Genomic DNA, 17,813 nt, shown 5'->3' with positions numbered 1-17,813 from the left:
GCGGCGGGACGGTCAGCCGACGCGCGGCACCATGATCAGCGCGCAGAGGCGCCAGTAGTTTCCGGCGTCGTTGCTGATCACAAGGTCGACCGTCCGGCCGGTCGCGCCGCCGTCGAGGGTGAACCGTTCCCAGGCGAACTCGCCCGCGGCGAGGTTGCCGCCGGCGGGCACCAGGGTCTGCCCGTCCGCCTGCACCACCGTCGCTCCCGAGGTGCCGGTGGCGTCACCGCGCAGCAGCGCGAGGTCGTGCACGCCGGCCGGAACCGCGACGCGCAGCGTGCCGGTCCGTCCCCGGGCGAGCGTGAAGTCGCTGCGCAGCGGATCCAGCGTGCCCCGGTCCCGGGACTCCGGGGGCGTACCGACCCAGCCGGCGGCGGCCCCGTCCCGCCAGCTGTCCGAGGGTGCGAGCCGCGTCCAGCCGTCGAGCACCGGGCTGGTCTCGACACCGCTGTCCAGCGCGAACGTGGCGCCGCCCGGGTTCGGCGTCACCCAGGTGGTGGCCGTCGGCCGGCCGTCCGTACGGCCCTTCGTCGTGGTCGCCGCCGCGGTGAGCGTGACCGCGGGGGCGGGGCCGGCGGCCGGCAGACCGGCGGGCGGGGTGACCGTCACCGGGACGGCCACCTGGCCGTTCGGCGGCACCGTCGCCCGGGCCGGGGCGGTGGCGGTCCAGCCGGCCGGCACGTCCACCGAGGCGGTGGCGTCGACCGGCTGCGCGGTCCAGTTGCGGACGGTGACCTTGACCGGCGTCGCGGTGCCGGCGGCCATCGTGGCCGGGGCGTCGAGGCCGGTGGCGGTGGCCACCGGCACGTCGACCGGCACACCGAGCTGGACGAGTTCGGCCACGGCGGCGAGGTTGTTGTGCCCGGCGGTGGCCTCCAGGCGCAGGGCCCGGACCCCGCGAGCGGTGAACCGGGCCGCCTTCTGGGTGGCGTCGTTCGCCCACACCCCGCTGGTCACCGGCGTGAACTGCGTGCCGTCGGTGCTGGCGGCGATCGTGTAGCCGGTGATGTTGCCGGTGAGGTTGCCGTCGGCGCGGGGCCGGTAGCGCAGCTCGGTGAGGTCGTAGACGCCGCCGAGGTCCAGGGTGATCGACTGGGGCAGCGGCTGCGGCGGGCTGAACGTGGAGTGCCAGAAGGTGGCCGGGTCGCCGTCGATGGCCTTCTCCGGCCCGTAGTTGGCCTGCCCGTTCGTCGCCGTCGCGACCATCCGCTGGCCCGGCACGCACTGCCGGTCCGCCGGCGCGGAGACCCGCACGGTGACCCGGTGCCGCTTCGCCGCCGAGTCGCCGGTCTCGTAGTCCAGCTTGTAGTCGCCGGGCTTGATGTCCGGCGGCACCGACACCTTCAGCGGCACGGTCATCCGGTACCCGGCGGGCAGGTAGGTGGAGACCCCGTCGCGGGAGACCCGCAGCGGCGGTTGCGCCTTCACGAACACGTCGGTGTACGTCGGCACCGTCGACGGGTTCTCGATGGTCAGCTGCACCGGCTCGTAGCCGACGCAGCGCAGGATGTCGAGGCGCTCCACATCGCTGGAGAGCTCGACCCGCCTGCCGTGGCCGTGATCGCCGGTCGACGACGCGATGGCGATGCCGGTGCTGCCGGCGAGCGCCAGGACCGCCACCGCGACGAAGGCGATCCGGCTCGCGGCCGGTCCACGGAAGCGGCGGGGCAGGATCCGCACGGCGAAGCTCCTCTTGTCCGGGGCGGTCATCACAGGGCCTCCATCCGCGGGTTGCCGTCGGTGAGGACGAAGCTGGCCCGGGTGGAGACCGGGGCGCCGGGGGTGGTCACGTACGGGACCACGCGGTAGTCGGCCCGCCACTGCTGCGGCGTCAGGGTGCACCGGACGTAGCCGCGCTCGTTGTTCACCATCCGCAGGTGCGGGTTGGCCGCCAGCAGGTTGGCGCCGTTGCTGGGCAGGTCCTGGCCGTTGCCGCCGGAGGTGACGGACGTGCCGACGAACTCGGCGCCGAGCGTCGTCGAGTCCGGGTTGGTGAAGTCTTCCTTGAGGTCGAAGGCGTAGTTGCGGTGCACGTCGCCGGTGAGCACCACCGGGTTGCTGACCTGACGGTCACGGATGCCGGTGAGCAGTCGCTCCCGGGGCGCCACGTAGCCGTCCCAGCTGTCCGTGCTGATGTTCACCGGCGCCTGCCGGTTGAAGTCGAGCTGGGCCATCACCACCTGCTGCGCCAGGACGTTCCAGCGGGCGCGGGAGTTGCCGAGGCCGTCGAGCAGCCACCGCTCCTGCTCGGTGCCGAGGAACGTGCGGGACGGGTCGAACCGCTCGTCGCAGTCGTCGTGCATCCCGCCGCCGCACGGCTGGTCCGAGCGGTACTGCCGGGTGTCCAGCACGTTGAACTCGGCGAGGTTGCCGTAGGTCAGCCGGCGGTACAGCCGCATGTCCGGGCCGTACGGCTGCTGCAGCGGGCGCAGCGGCATGTTCTCCCAGTACGCGCGGTAGCCGTTGGCCCGGCGGATCAGGAAGTCGGCGGGCGCGACGCTGTTCTCCGGGATGTCGTCGGCGTAGTTGTTCTCGACCTCGTGGTCGTCCCACGTCACGGCGAACGGGAACGCGGCATGCGCCGCCTGCAGGTCCGGGTCCGTCTTGTAGAGCGCGTACTGCATGCGGTAGCGGTCCAGCGTGTCGATCTCGCTCTGGTACGGCTCGGGCACGGCCGTGGCCCGCACCTTGCCGTCGGCCGGGATCCCGTACTCGTAGATGTAGTCACCGAGGTGCACGACGAGGTCGAGGTCCTCGGCGGCCAGGTGCCGGTAGGCGGTGAAGAAGCCGTCGTCCCAGCGCTGGCAGGACACGAACGCGAACGCCATCGCGGAGGTCTGCAGCCTCGGGTCGGGCGCGGTCTTCGTCCGCCCGACCGGGCTCTCGTGCCGGCCGACCCGGAAGCGGTAGTAGTAGTGCCGGCCGGGCTTCAACCCGCGCACGTCGACGTGGACGGAGTGCCCGTACTCGGGGCGGGCCAGCGCGGTGCCCCGGCGCACCGGCCGGTGGAAGCGCTCGTTGTCCGCCACCTCCCAGTCGACCTGCACCGACCGGTACGACATGCCGCTGAACCGCTCAAGCGGCTTCGGCGCCAGGCGCGTCCAGATCACCACCGCGTCGGGCAACGGGTCACCCGAGGCCACGCCCAGCGTGAACGGGTAGTCGGCCGGCGACGACCCGTGCGCCGACGCGCTCTCCGAGCCCGGCAGCCGCGTGGCGAACGCCAACGCGGCGGCGGCGCCGGTGAGGGTGAGAAATCGCCGGCGGGTGGCCGCCAGCTTCGCCGGGCTCGCCGACTCCAACTCGTCCATCTCCATGCGGACCCTTCACTTGTCGCGGCGAGGATCGGGTTCGTCGCCACGTCAAGATCGGATTCGACCAGCGGGAGGTTGCTGACCCCTCACGCCGAGGTGGACGGTCACTTAAGCCGTTCCTTACGCCACAATTCGACTCGACGTCAGATGCTCGTTCTGTGGCGCCGAGAGGGTGACGGGCATGACTGTTTCCCAGCCTGGCCTGTCCGGCTTCCGCCGCGCCGGCGCGCTCGCCGCCGCCGCCCTGGCCGCGGTCGCCCTCGGCGTCGCTCCCGGGGCCCGCGCCGAGGCCGCCGCCGGCACCCTGCCGATCGGCGACGCCGACCTGACCGAGGTCCGCACCAGCAGCACCCTGGCCGCCGGCGTCTCCCTGACCCGCATCGTGCGGGGCACCGAGCCGGCGCCGGCCGACCAGATCAACACCACCACGCGGGGCCCGTGGGTGGTCAACGTGCTGACCATCGACCCGCGCCGCGCGCGGGGTCACCTGAAGGCGACGTACGGCCCGGACCTCAGCCAGGTCGAGAAGACCACCGACCTGGTCCGCGCCTCCGGCGCCCTGGCCGGCGTCAACGCCTCCTTCTTTACCTTCACCGCCAGCCAGCAGTACCCGGGCGACCCGGTGGGGCTGGGCCTGTTCGGCGGGAAGCTGCTCAGCGAGCCCACCGCCGACCCGGCCGAGGTCAACTTCCTCGTCGACGCCAACACCAACCGGGCCACCGCCGGGAAGCTGAGCTGGTCGGGCAGCGTACGGAACCGGCAGACCGGGGCCACCCTGCCGCTGGAGTTCATCAACCACCCGCCGGTCGTCCCGGCCGCGTGCGCCGCCCTCGCCGACCAGACGCAGTGCACCGTCCCCGGCGACGTCACGCAGTTCACGCCCGAGTTCGCGGCGGCCACCCCGTCCGGCGCCGGCGTCGAGGTCGTGCTCAACCGGCTCGGCTGCGTGGTGCGTACCTCGACCACCCGCGGCACCGCGCTGGCGGCCGGCCAGACCTCGCTGCAGGCCACCGGCCAGGAGACCGCCGCCCTGCTGGCGGTGGCCTCGCGCGGCTGCCTGCAGCGCACCTCGACCCTCGTCGACCCGGACGGCGAGAAGTTCGCCGTGCGCCCCGGCCTGTTCGGTGTGAACGGCCGCTACCGGCTGACCGCCGACGGCCAGATCGTCGTGCCCGCCGGCGCCCCCGGTGACAGCTTCTTCGCCCGCAACCCCCGGACCATCGCCGGCACCACCCGGGACGGGAAGATCGTGCTGGCCACCATCGACGGCCGGCAGACCACCAGCGTCGGCACCACCATGGCCGAGACGGCCGCCGTCGCCCAGGCGCTGGGCCTGCACAACGCGGTGAACCTCGACGGCGGCGGCTCCACCACGATGGCCGTCGGCGGCGCCCTGGTGAACCACCCGAGCGGAGCCGAGCGGGCCGTCGGCGACGCGCTCGTCTACGTGGCCGGCCGGTACCGCAACGGGAACTGACCCCCGCCGCTGACGGCTGGTCACGACCGGGTGCGGGAGCGCGCCGGTTGACCGAAGGGTGGGTGCGGGCCGGTGGCGTGTGCCAGCGGCCCGCACCCGGCTCGTACGGTGGCGGGACCGCCGGGGCAGGCGGCAGCCGGGTTCGGAAGCGGCCGCGAACCCCGGGGCCAGCTACTCATGGCCGGATGCACTGGCGGCGTCGTCAGGTCGCGGCTCGCCGTGAGCCGATCGGAGCGCAGACACGGACGGGTAGCCGAGTTGACGCTCGCAGAGCGTGTCCGTAGCCTCTACTCATAGGGGAGATGGTGGCTGGCGATGATGAGCTGAAACGTAGTCATCGTCCGATCCGTCTCAATACCCGGCCCCAGCCTTCGCGCTGGGGCTTTCACTTTTCCCGCCGCTCCGGCGGCCTTCGCGTGATCGCGTCCGGGTGCGGTCAGAGCGTCCCCGGCTCGTGCCCCTCCACGTAGTGCCAGGCGCCGAGCCCTCGCGGGTCGAAGAGCGCCGTTGTCCGACGAGGGTTCGCGAAGACGTCGACATACTCGAGATCAAGCCAGTAGGCGATGTTCGGCCCGGCGTCCTGCGCCGTCACCGAACGGAGCGCCTCCGGCAGCGGTCGTCCGTCGGCCCGGATCATGGCCGCCATCACGCCGGTCCGGCCCACCCCCAGGGCCGGCACACCGGCCACCGGGCCGTAGCGTCCGTCCGAACACCACAACGTCCCTCGAATGCGCAGCGCCGGCCCCTCACCGACATTCTCCACCGGCACGAGGAACCTGTCCTTCGCGATCGCGATGAACGCGTACGCCGGGGCGGGCGTGGAGGTCAGCGCGAAGCGCTCCTGGGCCGGTGGATGCTGCGCCAGCATCCCGCCGGAGTCCGGGAACGCCACTGACTCGTGGATCGGCAGCAGGAGCGGATACCTGCTCAGCACCAGGGATCGGTGTGTTTCCGCGAGTTGCCGGTCCGTCCGGGACAACGCCTGCCGGGAGAAGTAGATCGCGGCCAGCACACCGATGGTGGACGCGATGGCGGCGAACGAGCCGGCGACCGCGGCCGCCCGCTCGTTCTGCCAGGTGAAGGCCACCACCAAGGCGGTGCCGGCGGCGACTACCGCCACCAGCCCGGCGAGCGCCAGCCCGTACCTGCCGGCGCCACGCAGCAGGCTCCTCGTCCAGCGCGGCACGGGAGCTCCTAGGCGAAGGACGAACCGGCGTCGCCCCATCGCGTCTGGGGGATCGTGACCTTCTCGCTCCGCCAGGTGATGGCCCGGGACTGTGCCAGGATGCGCAGGATCCGGTGCCGGTCACGCGGGTCGTAACCGAACACCGGCTCTGCCCGCGTCCGATCCTTGACCGCCATGAACTCGAGGATCTCGCTCTCCGGGATCGGGCTCGGAGCCCGCCCGACGAAGGCGCGGTAGAGCTCGTGATAGGCGTCCTCGATCGGACGGGCGAACGGTGAGTTCGTGGGCAGCGCGTGGCGGGCGCCGCCGACCGCCACGGCGTCCACGACGCCTGCCGCGCTGGCGTACTTCATGACCCGGTTGATCAGGCCGGCGGCGAACTTCTCCGGCCCCTGCCCGACACCGGTCGCGCTGAGCAGTCCGGGAAGGCGCCGGAACGGGATGGTCCGGCTCTGCGTCCGGAAGCACTCCATGGTCAGGCCGGCATGGACCCGCCACAACGGTTCCAGGTACCCGAGGCCGAGGTCGTTCACGGTCACCGCGTACGTGTCGTCCGCGCCCTTGCGAACGAGCTGCACGGCGGTCAGCGCGTCGAGCACCCGCAGCAGCCGGGCACCGTTGTCCGCCTGAAGGGGGCCGGCGCGCAGCTCCGTGACCGTCAGGCCCTTGGGTCGTGCGGCGAGCCGTCGGACCAGGTAGTCGATGGCGACGATGTCGCCGAACCGGCCGGAGCCGACGTCGAGGTAGGTGCGGGTGGCGTTGCGTGGAAGGAACTGCTCCTTGGCCCGGACCGCGGCGTCGGTACGGACCACCTTGTGACCGAGGGACTCGATGAGCGCCCAGTACTGACTCTCGTCTTCGTTCTCGAGGATGGCCCAGCGGGCCAGGGTCGCGGTGCGGTCGGCCTGCTCCTTGCCGCCCAGGATGATGCCGCGACGCTGCAGCTCGAGCAGGCCGAGCAGCGCTCGGCAGGTGACCGGTGGAGGCTTCTTCAGGGTGTAGATGTCGTCGATGCAGATGGAGTCGAGCCCGGGCAGGGTGAGAATGCCGCGGAACTGGGGGGAGAGCCGGTCCTTGTCGCCGTACACGACCGTGACCCGGCAACCGTCGCGCAGCAGGCGCCGGATCAGCGGGATGAAGTCCTGGTCGCCGGTGACCAGGACGAACTGGCCGCAGTCCTGGTAGAGGTAGTCCATCGCCAGCACGGTCAGATGGATGTCGGCCTGCTCCTTGGTGCTGCCCACCACCTCGTCGTCGATGAGGTGCTCCGTCATCGCCGTCGAGATGCTCCGGTCGAACTTCGCCGCCGCCATGTGCTTGTACTGAAGGTGGCCGCCGCACCGGGTTGTCGCGTCGCTCCAGAGGGCATCGACGATGCCCCGCTCCACAACGTGGCCGCGGCCGATGATCGCGCCGGCCAGGTTGTCCCAGTCGACAAGCAGGACACCTTTGTTCCCGACGGCCATCTGCGGGTCCTCCGTGAACTCATCGAGGCGCGATTGATTTCCGAATTCTGCCTCCGTGTCCCCACGCTGCTTCGTCATCCGTTCGGCCACGATGTCCGTCACTTGTGCGAGCGGGCGGGGGCGATCGGTTCGCTGTGCGTGACATCCAGATGACCGATCGTCCAAGGAAGTCCACAAGTCCGGTGGAGAGCGGACAGGCCTCGAGCGAGCAGACAATGTGGACTCTTGCGTCGTCACCACAGTCGTCGAACAACCCGTGTTGGGGAGGCGGACTTGGCGCGCTTCTATCCGAAGCATCTGCGAGCGAACGCCACTCGCGGGGAACGGATCGTCTTCGACAAGCTCCGGTCGCTCAACGACTCGTGGTTCGTGCTGCACAGCCTCTCGTACTTCGACCCCGGCCAGCCGAGGTGGCGGATGGGAGAAGCGGACTTCGTCCTGCTGCACCCCGGACGTGGCCTGCTGATCATGGAGGTCAAGGACGGGCTCTACCGGGTCGCGGGCCGGCAGTGGTTCGCGCAGCGCCGCGGCGGCGACGTGCCACTGAACGTCGAACCGTTCGATCAGGCCGTTCGGAACAAGTACGCCCTGGCAGGGTGGCTGCGCGATACCGCCGGCATCCGGCACGTCCCGGCCGGGCACTGCGTCGTCTTCGCCGACGGCCGGCCCTCGGGCAATCTCGGCCCTCACGCGCCGGACACGATCGTGCTGACCGCGGCGGCGTTGGAGCACGCGCCGGTGCTCGTGGAACGCGTCATGGCCCACTGGGACCAGCATGGGTGGGCCAGCCAGGCGGACTTCGAGAAGGCCCTCGCGGCGCTCGCGCCGACCGCGGTCGTCGCTCGCACCCTCCGGTACGACGTCGATCTGGCCTTCGACGACCTCGCACGCCTGACCCAGCGCCAGATCCGCCTGACCAGCCGCCAACTGGAGGTGCTGGAAGGGACCTCCAGGAAGCGGGCGTCACTGGTCCTCGGCGCGGCCGGCACGGGCAAGACGGTCCTCGCGCAGGAGCGGGCGCGCGAGTTGGCCGCCAGAGGGCTGCGGGTCGCGGTGATCGGGCAGCAGCGCAACCTGCGCCTGGAGATCCGCCGTCGGTTGCGGGTGGAAGGTGTGAGTTCCGGTGACCCGGAGGACGTGCTGTGCGACCTCTACGGCGCCGATCGGCTGCGCGACTACGAGGGTGAGCAGCTGTGGGTCACCGTGCTGGGCCTCGCCGAGGCGTACGGCAAGCCGCTGGACTGCCTCATCGTCGACGAGGCGCAGAGCCATGACGAGGATCTCCTGGACGCGCTACGCGAACTCGTCCGTCCCGACGGTTCGGTGGTGCTGTTCGCCGACCCGTACCAGCGCGACTCCTCCGGAACCTGGCGCCCACGCCCCGACGGCTCGTACAACGAGTTCTGGTTGACCGAGAACTGCCGCAACGTCCTGCCGATCGCGAAGCTCGTCGCGCGAATCTCGGGAGCGCACACGCCCGTCACCGGTCCGGCCGGGCGGGCGCCGCGGTTCAGCGGGGGCGCCACGGACCTCCCGTCGGCGTGCGCGGACGCCGTCCTCGCGATCCTGAAGGATCTGCCGGCCTCCCAGCTCGTGGTGGTGACGTCGACACGGGCGCACCATGCCGCGATCCGCCGGACGCTGGCGGAGCGGGGCGTGCGGACGACGAGTGGGCTTCGCGGCGACGAGCTGGCTGTCTGCACGGTGCGGCAGTTCCACGGCTGTGAGGCGCCGGCCGTGGTCTACGCGGACGACGGCGAGGAGGACTGGACGACCAGCTACATCGCGGTCAGCCGCGCCTGCGCCTACCTCCACGTTGTTGGCCGGCCGGACCGCTGGCAGCCCTTTCGATTCCTGATGGAGGATGGTTCATGACGCTGTATGACGAGGCTGTGACTTTCCTCGAGTCGGAAGGCTGGTCGGTTCCCGGAGAGTCGCGGGGTGAAGTTGTCCGGGCGAGGCGGGCGGCATACGCGGACAACAGCGAGCACATGACGGTGTGGTGCCCGGCCGCCCCGGACGCCGACGAACTGCATCGCCGCGAGGCCACCCTCCTGCAACGCTTCGCGGAGGAAGCGCGCACTCCCGGCGCGAAGTTTCTGCTGGTCGAGTCCACCCAGGGGCTGTCGACGGATTTCCGGAGACTCGCCAAGCACGAGTACAACGTCGACATCCGGGTTCCGATCCAGTTCTTCGACGCGCGATTCAAATGGGACGACACAGCCGTGTCGGCCTTGGCGGGAACCGCCGCGCAGCAGCTACGCCGCGACGGAGAGGTGGAGGCGCTCAGACGCACACCCCAACCCTTCGAGGCGGTGGGAACCGGGGTGGTGGGCAGTGACCTCCTGACCGAGCTCGCTCGCCGCTTCGACAGCCCCGGCGACTGGGACCGCCCTATCGTGCTGGTGACCGCGCCGGCGGGCTACGGCAAGAGCGTCCTGTTCGAGTCGCTGTTCGCGACGCTGTACACGAACTTCCAGAAGGCCAAGAAGCAGCTACGGCGGGCGTACCGTCCGCTGCCACTCCTGCCCGACTATGCTGCCCTGGCGAGTGCCCCCGCACTGGGCCCCATGGTCGACGCCCTGCTGCAGACCGAGGTCGCGCGGCCGGTCAAGCAACCGACCTTCCAGTGGATGCTCACGCGGGGCTTCGCGAGCTGGCTGCTGGACGGGCTCGACGAGGTCATCGCCCAGGACCCCGGCTTCTTCGAGTACATCCACGAGATCGTCGCCCGACCGGACAACCCGACCACCCCGCGCCTCCTGCTCTGTGTCCGAGATTCGCTGCTGAGCTCCAACCAGGCGCTGCGCGACTTCCTCACGGTGGCCCACGAGTACGTCGAGGAGTTCCGCCTGCTCCCGTGGCGGCCCGAGTCGATCACGACGTTCGCGCGCATCCGCCTTCAGGACAAGGACCGAGAGCTTCTCTCGATCCTCGACGCGAAGCCGCAGCTGATGAAGCTCTGCGGCACCCCGTACTACGCCGAGCTGCTCGCCGAGCGCGTTGCCGAGGGCAAGACCGACGGGATACCGAACGATTACTCCGAGATGGACCTGGTCCGGGACGCCGTGGACGCGATCATGGATCGCGAGTACAAGAAGGAGCAGTTGCAGGAGAACCTGGTCTCCCGGCATGACCTGCTCGACGTCATCAGTCACGTCGCGGTCGCCGAGCTGGAGAACGACAATCGCGGTGTGCCGATCGATGAGATCGGCCAGCTCGCCGAGTTCGTGATGCCCTCGGACCTGTCCGACCCCGAGCGCGAACGGTGCACCGCCGCCATCTGCCGCCTACCGGTCTTCCGTGCCGCCTCCGAGCGACAGCGGGTGCGCTTCGCTCAAGATGTGATCTTCGAGCACCAGATCGGAATCCGCGCCGCCCAGTATTTCGCCGTCAACCCGGTGCGATTCGCGCAACTGCTGGATTGTCGCCCCTTCCCGCCCGACTCCTTCGCACTCCGGGTGCTGTGCGCCCGAATCAGGGAACTCGCCGCCGGTGAGGAACTGCTCACCCGGCTGTCCAGCGCTACCGCGACCCCCAACGCCTTTCGCAACATCCTCCAGGTGCTCCTCGGGCTGCCCGACTGCGCCCGGCTGCTGATCCACGCTCCGCTGGAACGCCAGGATCTTTCCGGGCTCACCTTCGCAGGCCTGTCGCTGGCCGGCGTCAGCTTCCGCGGAGCGAACCTGGAGTCGACGCGCTTCAACAGCTGTGACATGACCGGCTGCGACCTGTCCGACGCGACGTTGCACGGGACACGATTCGACGCCTGTCTGCCCACCCTCGCCGAGGCCGACTTCGGGCATCTCACCGGCTTCGTCTCCGTCGAAATCGACTCGCGAACCGCCATCGAAGACGTCGCGGACTTCGTCAAGCTGCTCGGAGCGGACGGGCGTCGGGAGCACCCCTTCGTCGGCCCTTGCCCCACCGCCCTTCAACTGCGATTCCTGTTCCTGAAGTTCGTGCGGCCGGACGGCCACTATCGTCGGGACTCGCTCGACGAAAAGGGTCTGCTGTCGGGGCGGCGCATCGTCGATCCCGCTTCCGTGCTCAGTGGTGCGGTGCGCGCCGGCTTCCTCACCGCCATTCCCAAGCGCCGCCGGTACGAGCGCACGCACAGCCAGCTCTACGCAGACATGGTCGGCTTCGCCCAGAACCTCAGAGTGACCCCGGCTATCCGGTCACTTCTCGAGGACACCTGCCGGGTGGAGGGATGTTCGCACGTCGTTCAGGAGAACCTGACCTCCGCGACCTTCGACTGATTGTCCATCGCCGGCAACGCCAGGCATCGAGTCCCGAACCGGTTCTTTCACCGCGTCCACGCCGCAGACCGGTCGACCTTCGGGCCGCCTTGGCCAGCCTCGCGGAGCGGCTAGCGCAGCGGGCACTGACCGCCGCCACGGAAGCGGCATTTCCCCACCTCAATCCCTTGGGGCGGCCGGCTCCGTAAGACCGGCGCCGGCCGCACCATTCTCATGGTTTGGTTCGCCGAGGCGAAGGCCTGTGCCCGCCGTAGCGAGGTCGCAGGTCGCGCGGCGGGTTGACCGCGTGGAGCCGTTCGTTGCCGCCGAGCCGTACCGCGTCAGGTGGTTGTGGGATGTTGGCTCCGCAGGTGGCCGGCCAGCAGGGTCAGCCAGAGCAGGCCGACGACGATGGTGAGGCGCTGGTAGAGCCCGGCGAGGTCGACCAGGCCGGCGGTCTGGGCGAAGCCGGCGCTGGAGAGGACGAAGCCGGCCAGGAAGGCGAGGCCGGTGAGGGCCGAGTAGATCGCCCACCCACGCCGGCGTAGCCCGACGAACCTGCGGGTGAAGACGAAGAACGCGACGGTCAACGCCGGGAACGCGACCAGCGCGGCACCGTCGTGCAGCGCGCCGCTTGTGGTGTACGCGGTCGGCGCGTCCGGGGTGCCGGCCGGATAGCCGCTGACTGGGTCGGTGGTGAAGGCGCCTGCGACGAGCAGGCCGACCGCCCAGACTCCGATGAGCAGCGGCCCCCAGGTCGCGTGCGCCGGCCGCAGTGCCCGCCGGAGCCCGATGGCGAGGGCCAGGGTGAGCAGCCCGCACACGAGGAAGTTGACCGTCTGGGTCCAGCCGTGCGCGCCGAGGGCGAGGGAACTGACCGGATGCCGCAGCGGGTCGTAGCTGTCGCGGGTGGCGCCGTCGACCAGGAACGTCAGGACGAAGAGCGGGCCTGCGACGATCCCGCAGAGGAGGAGTCTCCGCGTCCGGTCCGGTCGTGGGGCGGGAGGTGTGGCGGCGGCTAGGAGAGTAGTGGTCGTGGTCATCGCCGGACTCCTTCCAGTGATGATCGCCGCTGCGGCTCGGCGTACGGGACGAGGCTTCGCCCTGTTCGCCGATGGCCGTCTGCGGTCATCGTGGCCGTCAACCTACATTGACACCGCGGGGGTGTCAACCACAGTTGACGCGGGCGGTTGTTACCGCCATATGCCGATGCCGGCCGGCGCGCCGTCACTCACGTCGATAGCCGTCCGGCCAGCCGGTTCCGCTTTCGACGGAGTAGCCGGTAGACGGACAGGAAGAGGAATCCGTGACCGAGTCGAACGCTGTCGCGCTGGCCGGCGAGCCCGCGGCCGTCACCGCCCATCTCAGCCGGTGGCGCGAGGTGCTGCCCTGAGGCTCGCGCCGAGGCCGCTGGCGGCGCCCTGCCGAGCGGCGACGCCGACCTGACCGAGGTCCGCACCAGCAGCACCCTGGCCGCCGGCGCCACCGTCCCGAAAGTACGTGACCGTCGCCTTTGTTGAGCTTCATCGAGCCCGTCGCCCGTATTCTGATGGGCGGCGGGCCCTGTTTGGTGATTGTGGGTTGACTCCACCCGTGTCGCCGGGGCGTACTGGAGGGACGTTGCCCGTACCGCCGGCCCGCCCGTGTCAAAGAACGCCAGCAGGCACCCCGGAGTTGGAATGCCTGCTCTTGTTCCTGGCGGCACCGGGGACGCTGAGAGACGGGAGGGACCCACATGAAGGACCTTCTGCCGGCGAGCTGAGCCGCCCCAGCACACTGGCGCCGTGGCGCTGTCGGTGCTGATCCGGACCCCTCGCTCGGCTTGACCGTCCGCCCGGTGTCCGCTGCTGACCACCGCCTCCTGCGGCAGGTTCGCGGCGAGCCTGCCGCCCCCACCGACCCCTGCATGAGGTCCGGCTCATCAGTCGAATCGCCCACACGCCGGTACGGGCCCTATCAGGGGTCGGCGGGGCCGCCGCCTGGGTCGCGCCTACCCGGGTGACGGGCAAGCGGGGTCTGCGCCGATTTCTTCGTCGCCGCACCTTCAACCACTGGAAGCCAACCTAGGGAGCACAAGCATGACGTCACCCGAGATCAACCCGGCGACGCCACAGGTTACGGCGATCGCATCTGCCCCGCCGTTCCGCACCGGCCCGACCGTGCACATCGAGGCCCCAGACCGACTATCTGCAAACGGATGGTGGGCTGTTGGCGACACCTGAGCGTCGACCCCACAACCTGTCCGGCGAGATCCACTCACGGCGCGAGCGACTAGAGAACCAGGTCCAGGTACTGATCATGCTGGTAATCGGCGGCGCGGCCGGCGCCGCTTCCTTCCGCCATGTTCACGACGTGGCCGCCGCGCACGGCCAGCCAGGCTGGCTGGCCTGGGCTGACGCCGTCGTACTCGAGCTGACCTCGATCGCCGCCGGCCTCGAACTGCGCCGAAACAGACGCCACGGCAAGAGCATCGCCTTCCCGGCGACCATGTTGACCGTGGCAGTGTTCCTGTCCCTCGCGGCGCAGGTGGTGGAGGCGCAGGCATCGGTAATCGGCTGGATCGCCGCCGCGCTGCCAGCACTCGGCTTCCTGGCGATGGTGAAGATCGCCCTCGGCCGCGCCGACGCCGCACCACCGGACCGGACGGCCCGGCCCGGCCCGATCGTGTCCCGACCGCTGCCCGCTACCCACACCGCGGCCCGGGGCAGCCGAGAGCCGGTCCCCGGACCGCGTGTGCCGGTCCGCGCTGACCCGGCCGCGGTCCGGGACCGCACCGCCGCAGTCCCCGCATCGGCTCACAGGCGTGCGCCCGTCCGGGGTCATCAGTCCGGCGACGCGCCGAAGGCGGACCGCCGGTCCGGTGACGCGTCGGTCCGGGACCGCCGCTCCGGCGATGCGCCGGTCCGGGACGGCCGCCCGGCACTCGTCGAGCTGGTACCGGCAGCCCGGACCGCCGCTTACATGTTGGCCGCCCACGGTGTCCCGCTGTCCCGCAAGGCACTCGCCCAACAGTTACGCACCGACGGGCACCCGCTGTCCAACGCCACCGCGTCGGCGCTCGTGCGCCTCCTCCGCACCGAGACCACCACGCCCCCGCCGGCTACGTCAGGGCCGGACGCGGCGTGACGGGACGACGCCTGCGAGGTCCCTCAGGTCACAGACAGACTCTGTCAGCCCTACGGGCGCTCTCGTTGGAATGCCCGCGTCTGACAGCACCTGACCCGACCTCACACCGCCCGCATCCCACCGCCCACGCCGAGCCGACACCCGCATGTCGGGGGGCCACCCGGCATAGCCAAGGCCAGCGGATCATCCGCGACGACCCGCCCATCGGGAGGACGGTACGACCACGGGCGCCGGGCAGGCGACCAGATCATCGCCGCACCGCCCTCGCGAAGATCAGCCACCCCAGCAGCGGAAGACGCGCACGGCAACGAAACAGCAAGTGATCATAAAAGCGCCATCCCCTATGCCAGCCCTGCACATCTTGTCCGGGCGCGTGCGGGGGCTCGGCTGGGTACGGCATGGGGGGCTCGTTTGGGGGTGTCCTCGAAACGAGCCCCCACACGAGTCACTCGGCCTGTCCTGTCAGGTGTGTGGCCTGCCCAAACCACGCCGGGTGGCATCGGCTCTGCATGATCAACCTAGCCCTACTCCCTACGGGATTCTCTCTCCAAGGGGGACCACTGAGGATTACCGATACATACGCAATCGTGTCCCCGCCTGCTGACCGCCTCTGTACTGTGCCGGCCCTGGACTTCGCCCACCGCCGACCGCGAGGAGTGGCTCGCCGGTCTGCGGCGGCCAGCGGAGCAGGCGCATGCGGGGCGCCGAGCCGAACGCGCGGCGATGGCGGTCGGGGCAGGTACCTGCGCGGCTCTGGCAGGAAGTCGACCGGCCTCGGGCGGAAACGCGACGGCAGCAGAATGAGCGGATTCATGCCGCCGTTGATCGCTGACATTCATGTCGGGGTGCCGATAGAACGGTGATTCTTTCGATCAATGCCCGTCGATAGCGTGTCGGGGCAAAGGCCGTCACGGAAAGGCGGACGATGACCGACACGATCCCTGCACTGTCCCGGCGGCGCGTCCTCGTGGGCGCCGCCGCGGCCTCGGCGGCGGCCACGGTCGCCGGCGCGAGCGCCGCACACGCCGCACCACCCACCGCACGCCCCGCGCAGCCCCTGGTCACCCGGGACCGGGTCGCGGGCGCGCGGCTCACCGGAGGGCCGGTCCGCGTCGCGGCGGACTTCGCCGACCGGCTCGACGACTGGCTGGCGTTCTGGTCCGCCAACTCACCCCGACGGTGGAGCAGCCCGGTGGAGGTGGACGCGGAGGTCGGCTCGGCCGGTGCCGCGTTCACGCTGCGCGCCATCCGGGTCGTCCGCGACGACGAACAGGTCGAGGCGTTCACCGCGGGCCGGGTCGACGCCGCGCACCTGGCCACCCTCGCCAGCCTCTACCACCACTTCCCGCTGGTCGGCGTCGTGGCCGGCGGCGGGCTGCGGGTGACCGACGGGCTCGCCGGGTTCACCGGCGCGACCGAGCAGGTGGCGTTCGCGGTCGCCGCCTGCAGTGAGCTGTGGGGTGTGCGTACGGCCAACGCCGGCGCCTGGCGTGACCAGGTCGGCGGGCGGCGGGCCGACGCGTGGGCGGCCTTCACCAGGGCGAGTCTGCGGCGCGGGCTGCGGACCGAAGCGTACTGATCATCGGAGGTAGGACATGGCACGCAGCGAGTTCCGGTTCGTGGTCGACGGCGTCGAGCTGACCACCGAGCAGCAGAGCCTCATCGCGGGTGAGATCCAGAAGGCGGGGCTGAACGCCCTCGCCGTGGCCGGCACGAGGCTTACCAACCCGCTCTCCGTCGGGCACGCCAACCTGAAGCTGCGCCCCGAGTGGTACGGGCTCTGGGTGCTCGACGGCCCGTTCGCCGACGACCTCGGCAAGAGGATCAACGACATCGGTTTCTGGGTGCAGCGGTGACCGACACGGTCTCCCGGCCGGCCTCGCCGGAGCGGATGTGCCCGAGTACGCCCGCGGCCAACGCCACGGTCTTCCTCGGCATGATCACTCCGGCGGGTCGGGTCGCCTATGTCACGCCGCAGCTGCCGGCCGACGTCGCCCTCGCCACGGCCGGCACGGACCGGCCGGTGGAGTCGCAGTTCCGCCTCGCCGGCCCCTGCGTCACCACCTCGTGCGGCTTCTGGACGGGCTCCCACTGCGGCCTCGGCGAACGCCTCGCCGCCTCGTACCAGGAGACCACCGGCGAGACCGAGGCCGACCTGCCGCGCTGCGCCATCCGGCGCAGCTGCCGCTGGTACGCCGAGCAGGGCCGCTCGGCCTGCGCCGCCTGCTCCCACGTCGTCACCGACGCCCGCTGACACCCGACCCCGGGGGGAGCCGCCGGAGGGGTCAGGCGCTCACCGGCCCGGCGCCTCATAGGCGATCTTCCGCCGGGTCGCCGCGTCGACCTCGTCCGCCGTCAGCACGGGGACGACCCGCGTGTCGACGCCGCCGGCGGCCCGGATGTCGATGGCGAGCCGGGCCGCCGTCTTGTGGTCCGGCAGCTCACACAGCACGTACGTGTCGTGGTCGCCGAAGCCGAAGTACATCGACTCCATCCGCCCGCCGGCGTCCTCGACCATCTTCCGGACGACGTCGACACGCTTCGTGCCACCGTCGTTGACCAGCCCCTTGACCCCATCGATCGTGTAGGTCGACTTGAGCAGGAACATCGCCACCGTGACGTCACCCTCCCCGACGATGCGGCACCCGCGCCGCGGGCGCGGGTGCCGGCACGGACTACTCGTGGCGTACCACGATCGTGGTCAGCGGCTGCCCTGGCGCTGGATGCGTTCGCTGCCCTCGACCTTGGCCCGTCCGTGGTCACGTTCGCTGCCGGACGTCCCGGTCGCGGCCCGCAGGTGCCGACGGTCCGGCGAGTGCTCGACCTCCGAGCCCTGCCGACCCCGGGCGCCACTGCCCGGATGTCGCCGTCCACGCGCCGATTCGCCGCCGGGATCATGCTTGTTCGGCTTCTGGCTACCCATGAGCGGCGCGTACCCGGCCAGCCGGCGCCTAGTCATCGGGCGGCCGACCGGGCGCCCGCGGAAACGGCGGGAGCCCCGCC

14 protein-coding genes are annotated in these 17,813 nt (G+C 70.9%); 7 read left to right on the top strand and 7 right to left on the bottom strand.

Going from position 1 to position 17,813, the window contains the following annotated elements; all coding sequences use genetic code 11:
- Positions 1-12 precede the first annotated feature (12 nt).
- Complete coding sequence (locus O7603_RS15895) at positions 13-1,710, bottom strand: discoidin domain-containing protein (protein ID WP_281576486.1); 1,698 nt, start codon at positions 1,708-1,710, stop codon at positions 13-15.
- Positions 1,710-3,317 (bottom strand): alkaline phosphatase D family protein, encoded by a 1,608-nt coding sequence (locus O7603_RS15890; RefSeq protein WP_281576485.1) that lies wholly within the window; start codon positions 3,315-3,317, stop codon positions 1,710-1,712. The genes O7603_RS15895 and O7603_RS15890 overlap by 1 nt, the downstream gene beginning before the upstream one ends.
- Positions 3,318-3,495: 178 nt before the next feature.
- On the opposite strand from O7603_RS15890, the gene O7603_RS15885 reads away from it, so the two are divergent.
- Positions 3,496-4,791, top strand: a complete 1,296-nt coding sequence (locus tag O7603_RS15885) for a phosphodiester glycosidase family protein (protein WP_281576484.1) — start codon at positions 3,496-3,498, stop codon at positions 4,789-4,791.
- Between the two features lie 436 nt (positions 4,792-5,227).
- On the opposite strand, the gene O7603_RS15880 is transcribed toward O7603_RS15885, so the two are convergent.
- On the bottom strand, positions 5,228-5,977 hold the full coding sequence (locus O7603_RS15880; RefSeq protein ID WP_281576483.1) for a hypothetical protein: 750 nt from the start codon (positions 5,975-5,977) through the stop codon (positions 5,228-5,230).
- Between the two features lie 8 nt (positions 5,978-5,985).
- Positions 5,986-7,443, bottom strand: a complete 1,458-nt coding sequence (locus tag O7603_RS15875) for an NYN domain-containing protein (protein ID WP_281576482.1) — start codon at positions 7,441-7,443, stop codon at positions 5,986-5,988.
- A gap of 273 nt (positions 7,444-7,716) precedes the next feature.
- Between O7603_RS15875 and O7603_RS15870 the strand changes: the two genes are divergently transcribed.
- Positions 7,717-9,318: an AAA family ATPase gene (locus tag O7603_RS15870; protein WP_281576481.1), complete on the top strand. Its 1,602-nt coding sequence runs from the start codon at positions 7,717-7,719 to the stop codon at positions 9,316-9,318.
- On the top strand, positions 9,315-11,705 hold the full coding sequence (locus O7603_RS15865) for a pentapeptide repeat-containing protein (RefSeq protein ID WP_281576480.1): 2,391 nt from the start codon (positions 9,315-9,317) through the stop codon (positions 11,703-11,705). Before O7603_RS15870 ends, O7603_RS15865 begins: the two co-directional genes overlap by 4 nt.
- 320 nt (positions 11,706-12,025) lie before the next feature.
- On the opposite strand, the gene O7603_RS15860 is transcribed toward O7603_RS15865, so the two are convergent.
- Positions 12,026-12,727: a DUF998 domain-containing protein gene (locus O7603_RS15860; protein ID WP_281576479.1), complete on the bottom strand. Its 702-nt coding sequence runs from the start codon at positions 12,725-12,727 to the stop codon at positions 12,026-12,028.
- Positions 12,728-13,982: 1,255 nt separating this feature from the next.
- Here O7603_RS15860 and O7603_RS15855 point away from each other — a divergent pair.
- From O7603_RS15855 to O7603_RS15840, 4 genes are all read left to right on the top strand, one after another.
- Positions 13,983-14,810, top strand: coding sequence for a DUF2637 domain-containing protein (locus tag O7603_RS15855; RefSeq protein WP_281576711.1), 828 nt, complete (start codon positions 13,983-13,985; stop codon positions 14,808-14,810).
- Positions 14,811-15,735: 925 nt separating this feature from the next.
- Positions 15,736-16,389: a hypothetical protein gene (locus tag O7603_RS15850; RefSeq protein WP_281576478.1), complete on the top strand. Its 654-nt coding sequence runs from the start codon at positions 15,736-15,738 to the stop codon at positions 16,387-16,389.
- Positions 16,390-16,405: 16 nt separating this feature from the next.
- Positions 16,406-16,666, top strand: coding sequence for a hypothetical protein (locus O7603_RS15845; RefSeq protein ID WP_281576477.1), 261 nt, complete (start codon positions 16,406-16,408; stop codon positions 16,664-16,666).
- The gene (locus O7603_RS15840) at positions 16,663-17,064 is read left to right on the top strand and encodes a hypothetical protein (RefSeq protein WP_281576476.1); all 402 of its coding nucleotides are present in this window, start codon (positions 16,663-16,665) and stop codon (positions 17,062-17,064) included. The genes O7603_RS15845 and O7603_RS15840 overlap by 4 nt, the downstream gene beginning before the upstream one ends.
- A gap of 39 nt (positions 17,065-17,103) precedes the next feature.
- On the opposite strand, the gene O7603_RS15835 is transcribed toward O7603_RS15840, so the two are convergent.
- Entirely contained in the window at positions 17,104-17,418 is a 315-nt protein-coding gene (locus O7603_RS15835; RefSeq protein ID WP_281576710.1) for a GYD domain-containing protein, read from the bottom strand.
- 93 nt (positions 17,419-17,511) lie between these two features.
- On the bottom strand, positions 17,512-17,733 hold the full coding sequence (locus tag O7603_RS15830; protein ID WP_281576475.1) for a hypothetical protein: 222 nt from the start codon (positions 17,731-17,733) through the stop codon (positions 17,512-17,514).
- Between the last annotated feature and the right edge of the window lie 80 nt (positions 17,734-17,813).

The organism is Micromonospora sp. WMMD812 (genome assembly GCF_027497215.1).
Taxonomy (GTDB): Bacteria; Actinomycetota; Actinomycetes; order Mycobacteriales; family Micromonosporaceae; genus Micromonospora.
This window is presented reverse-complemented; position numbering and strand designations above follow the sequence as displayed.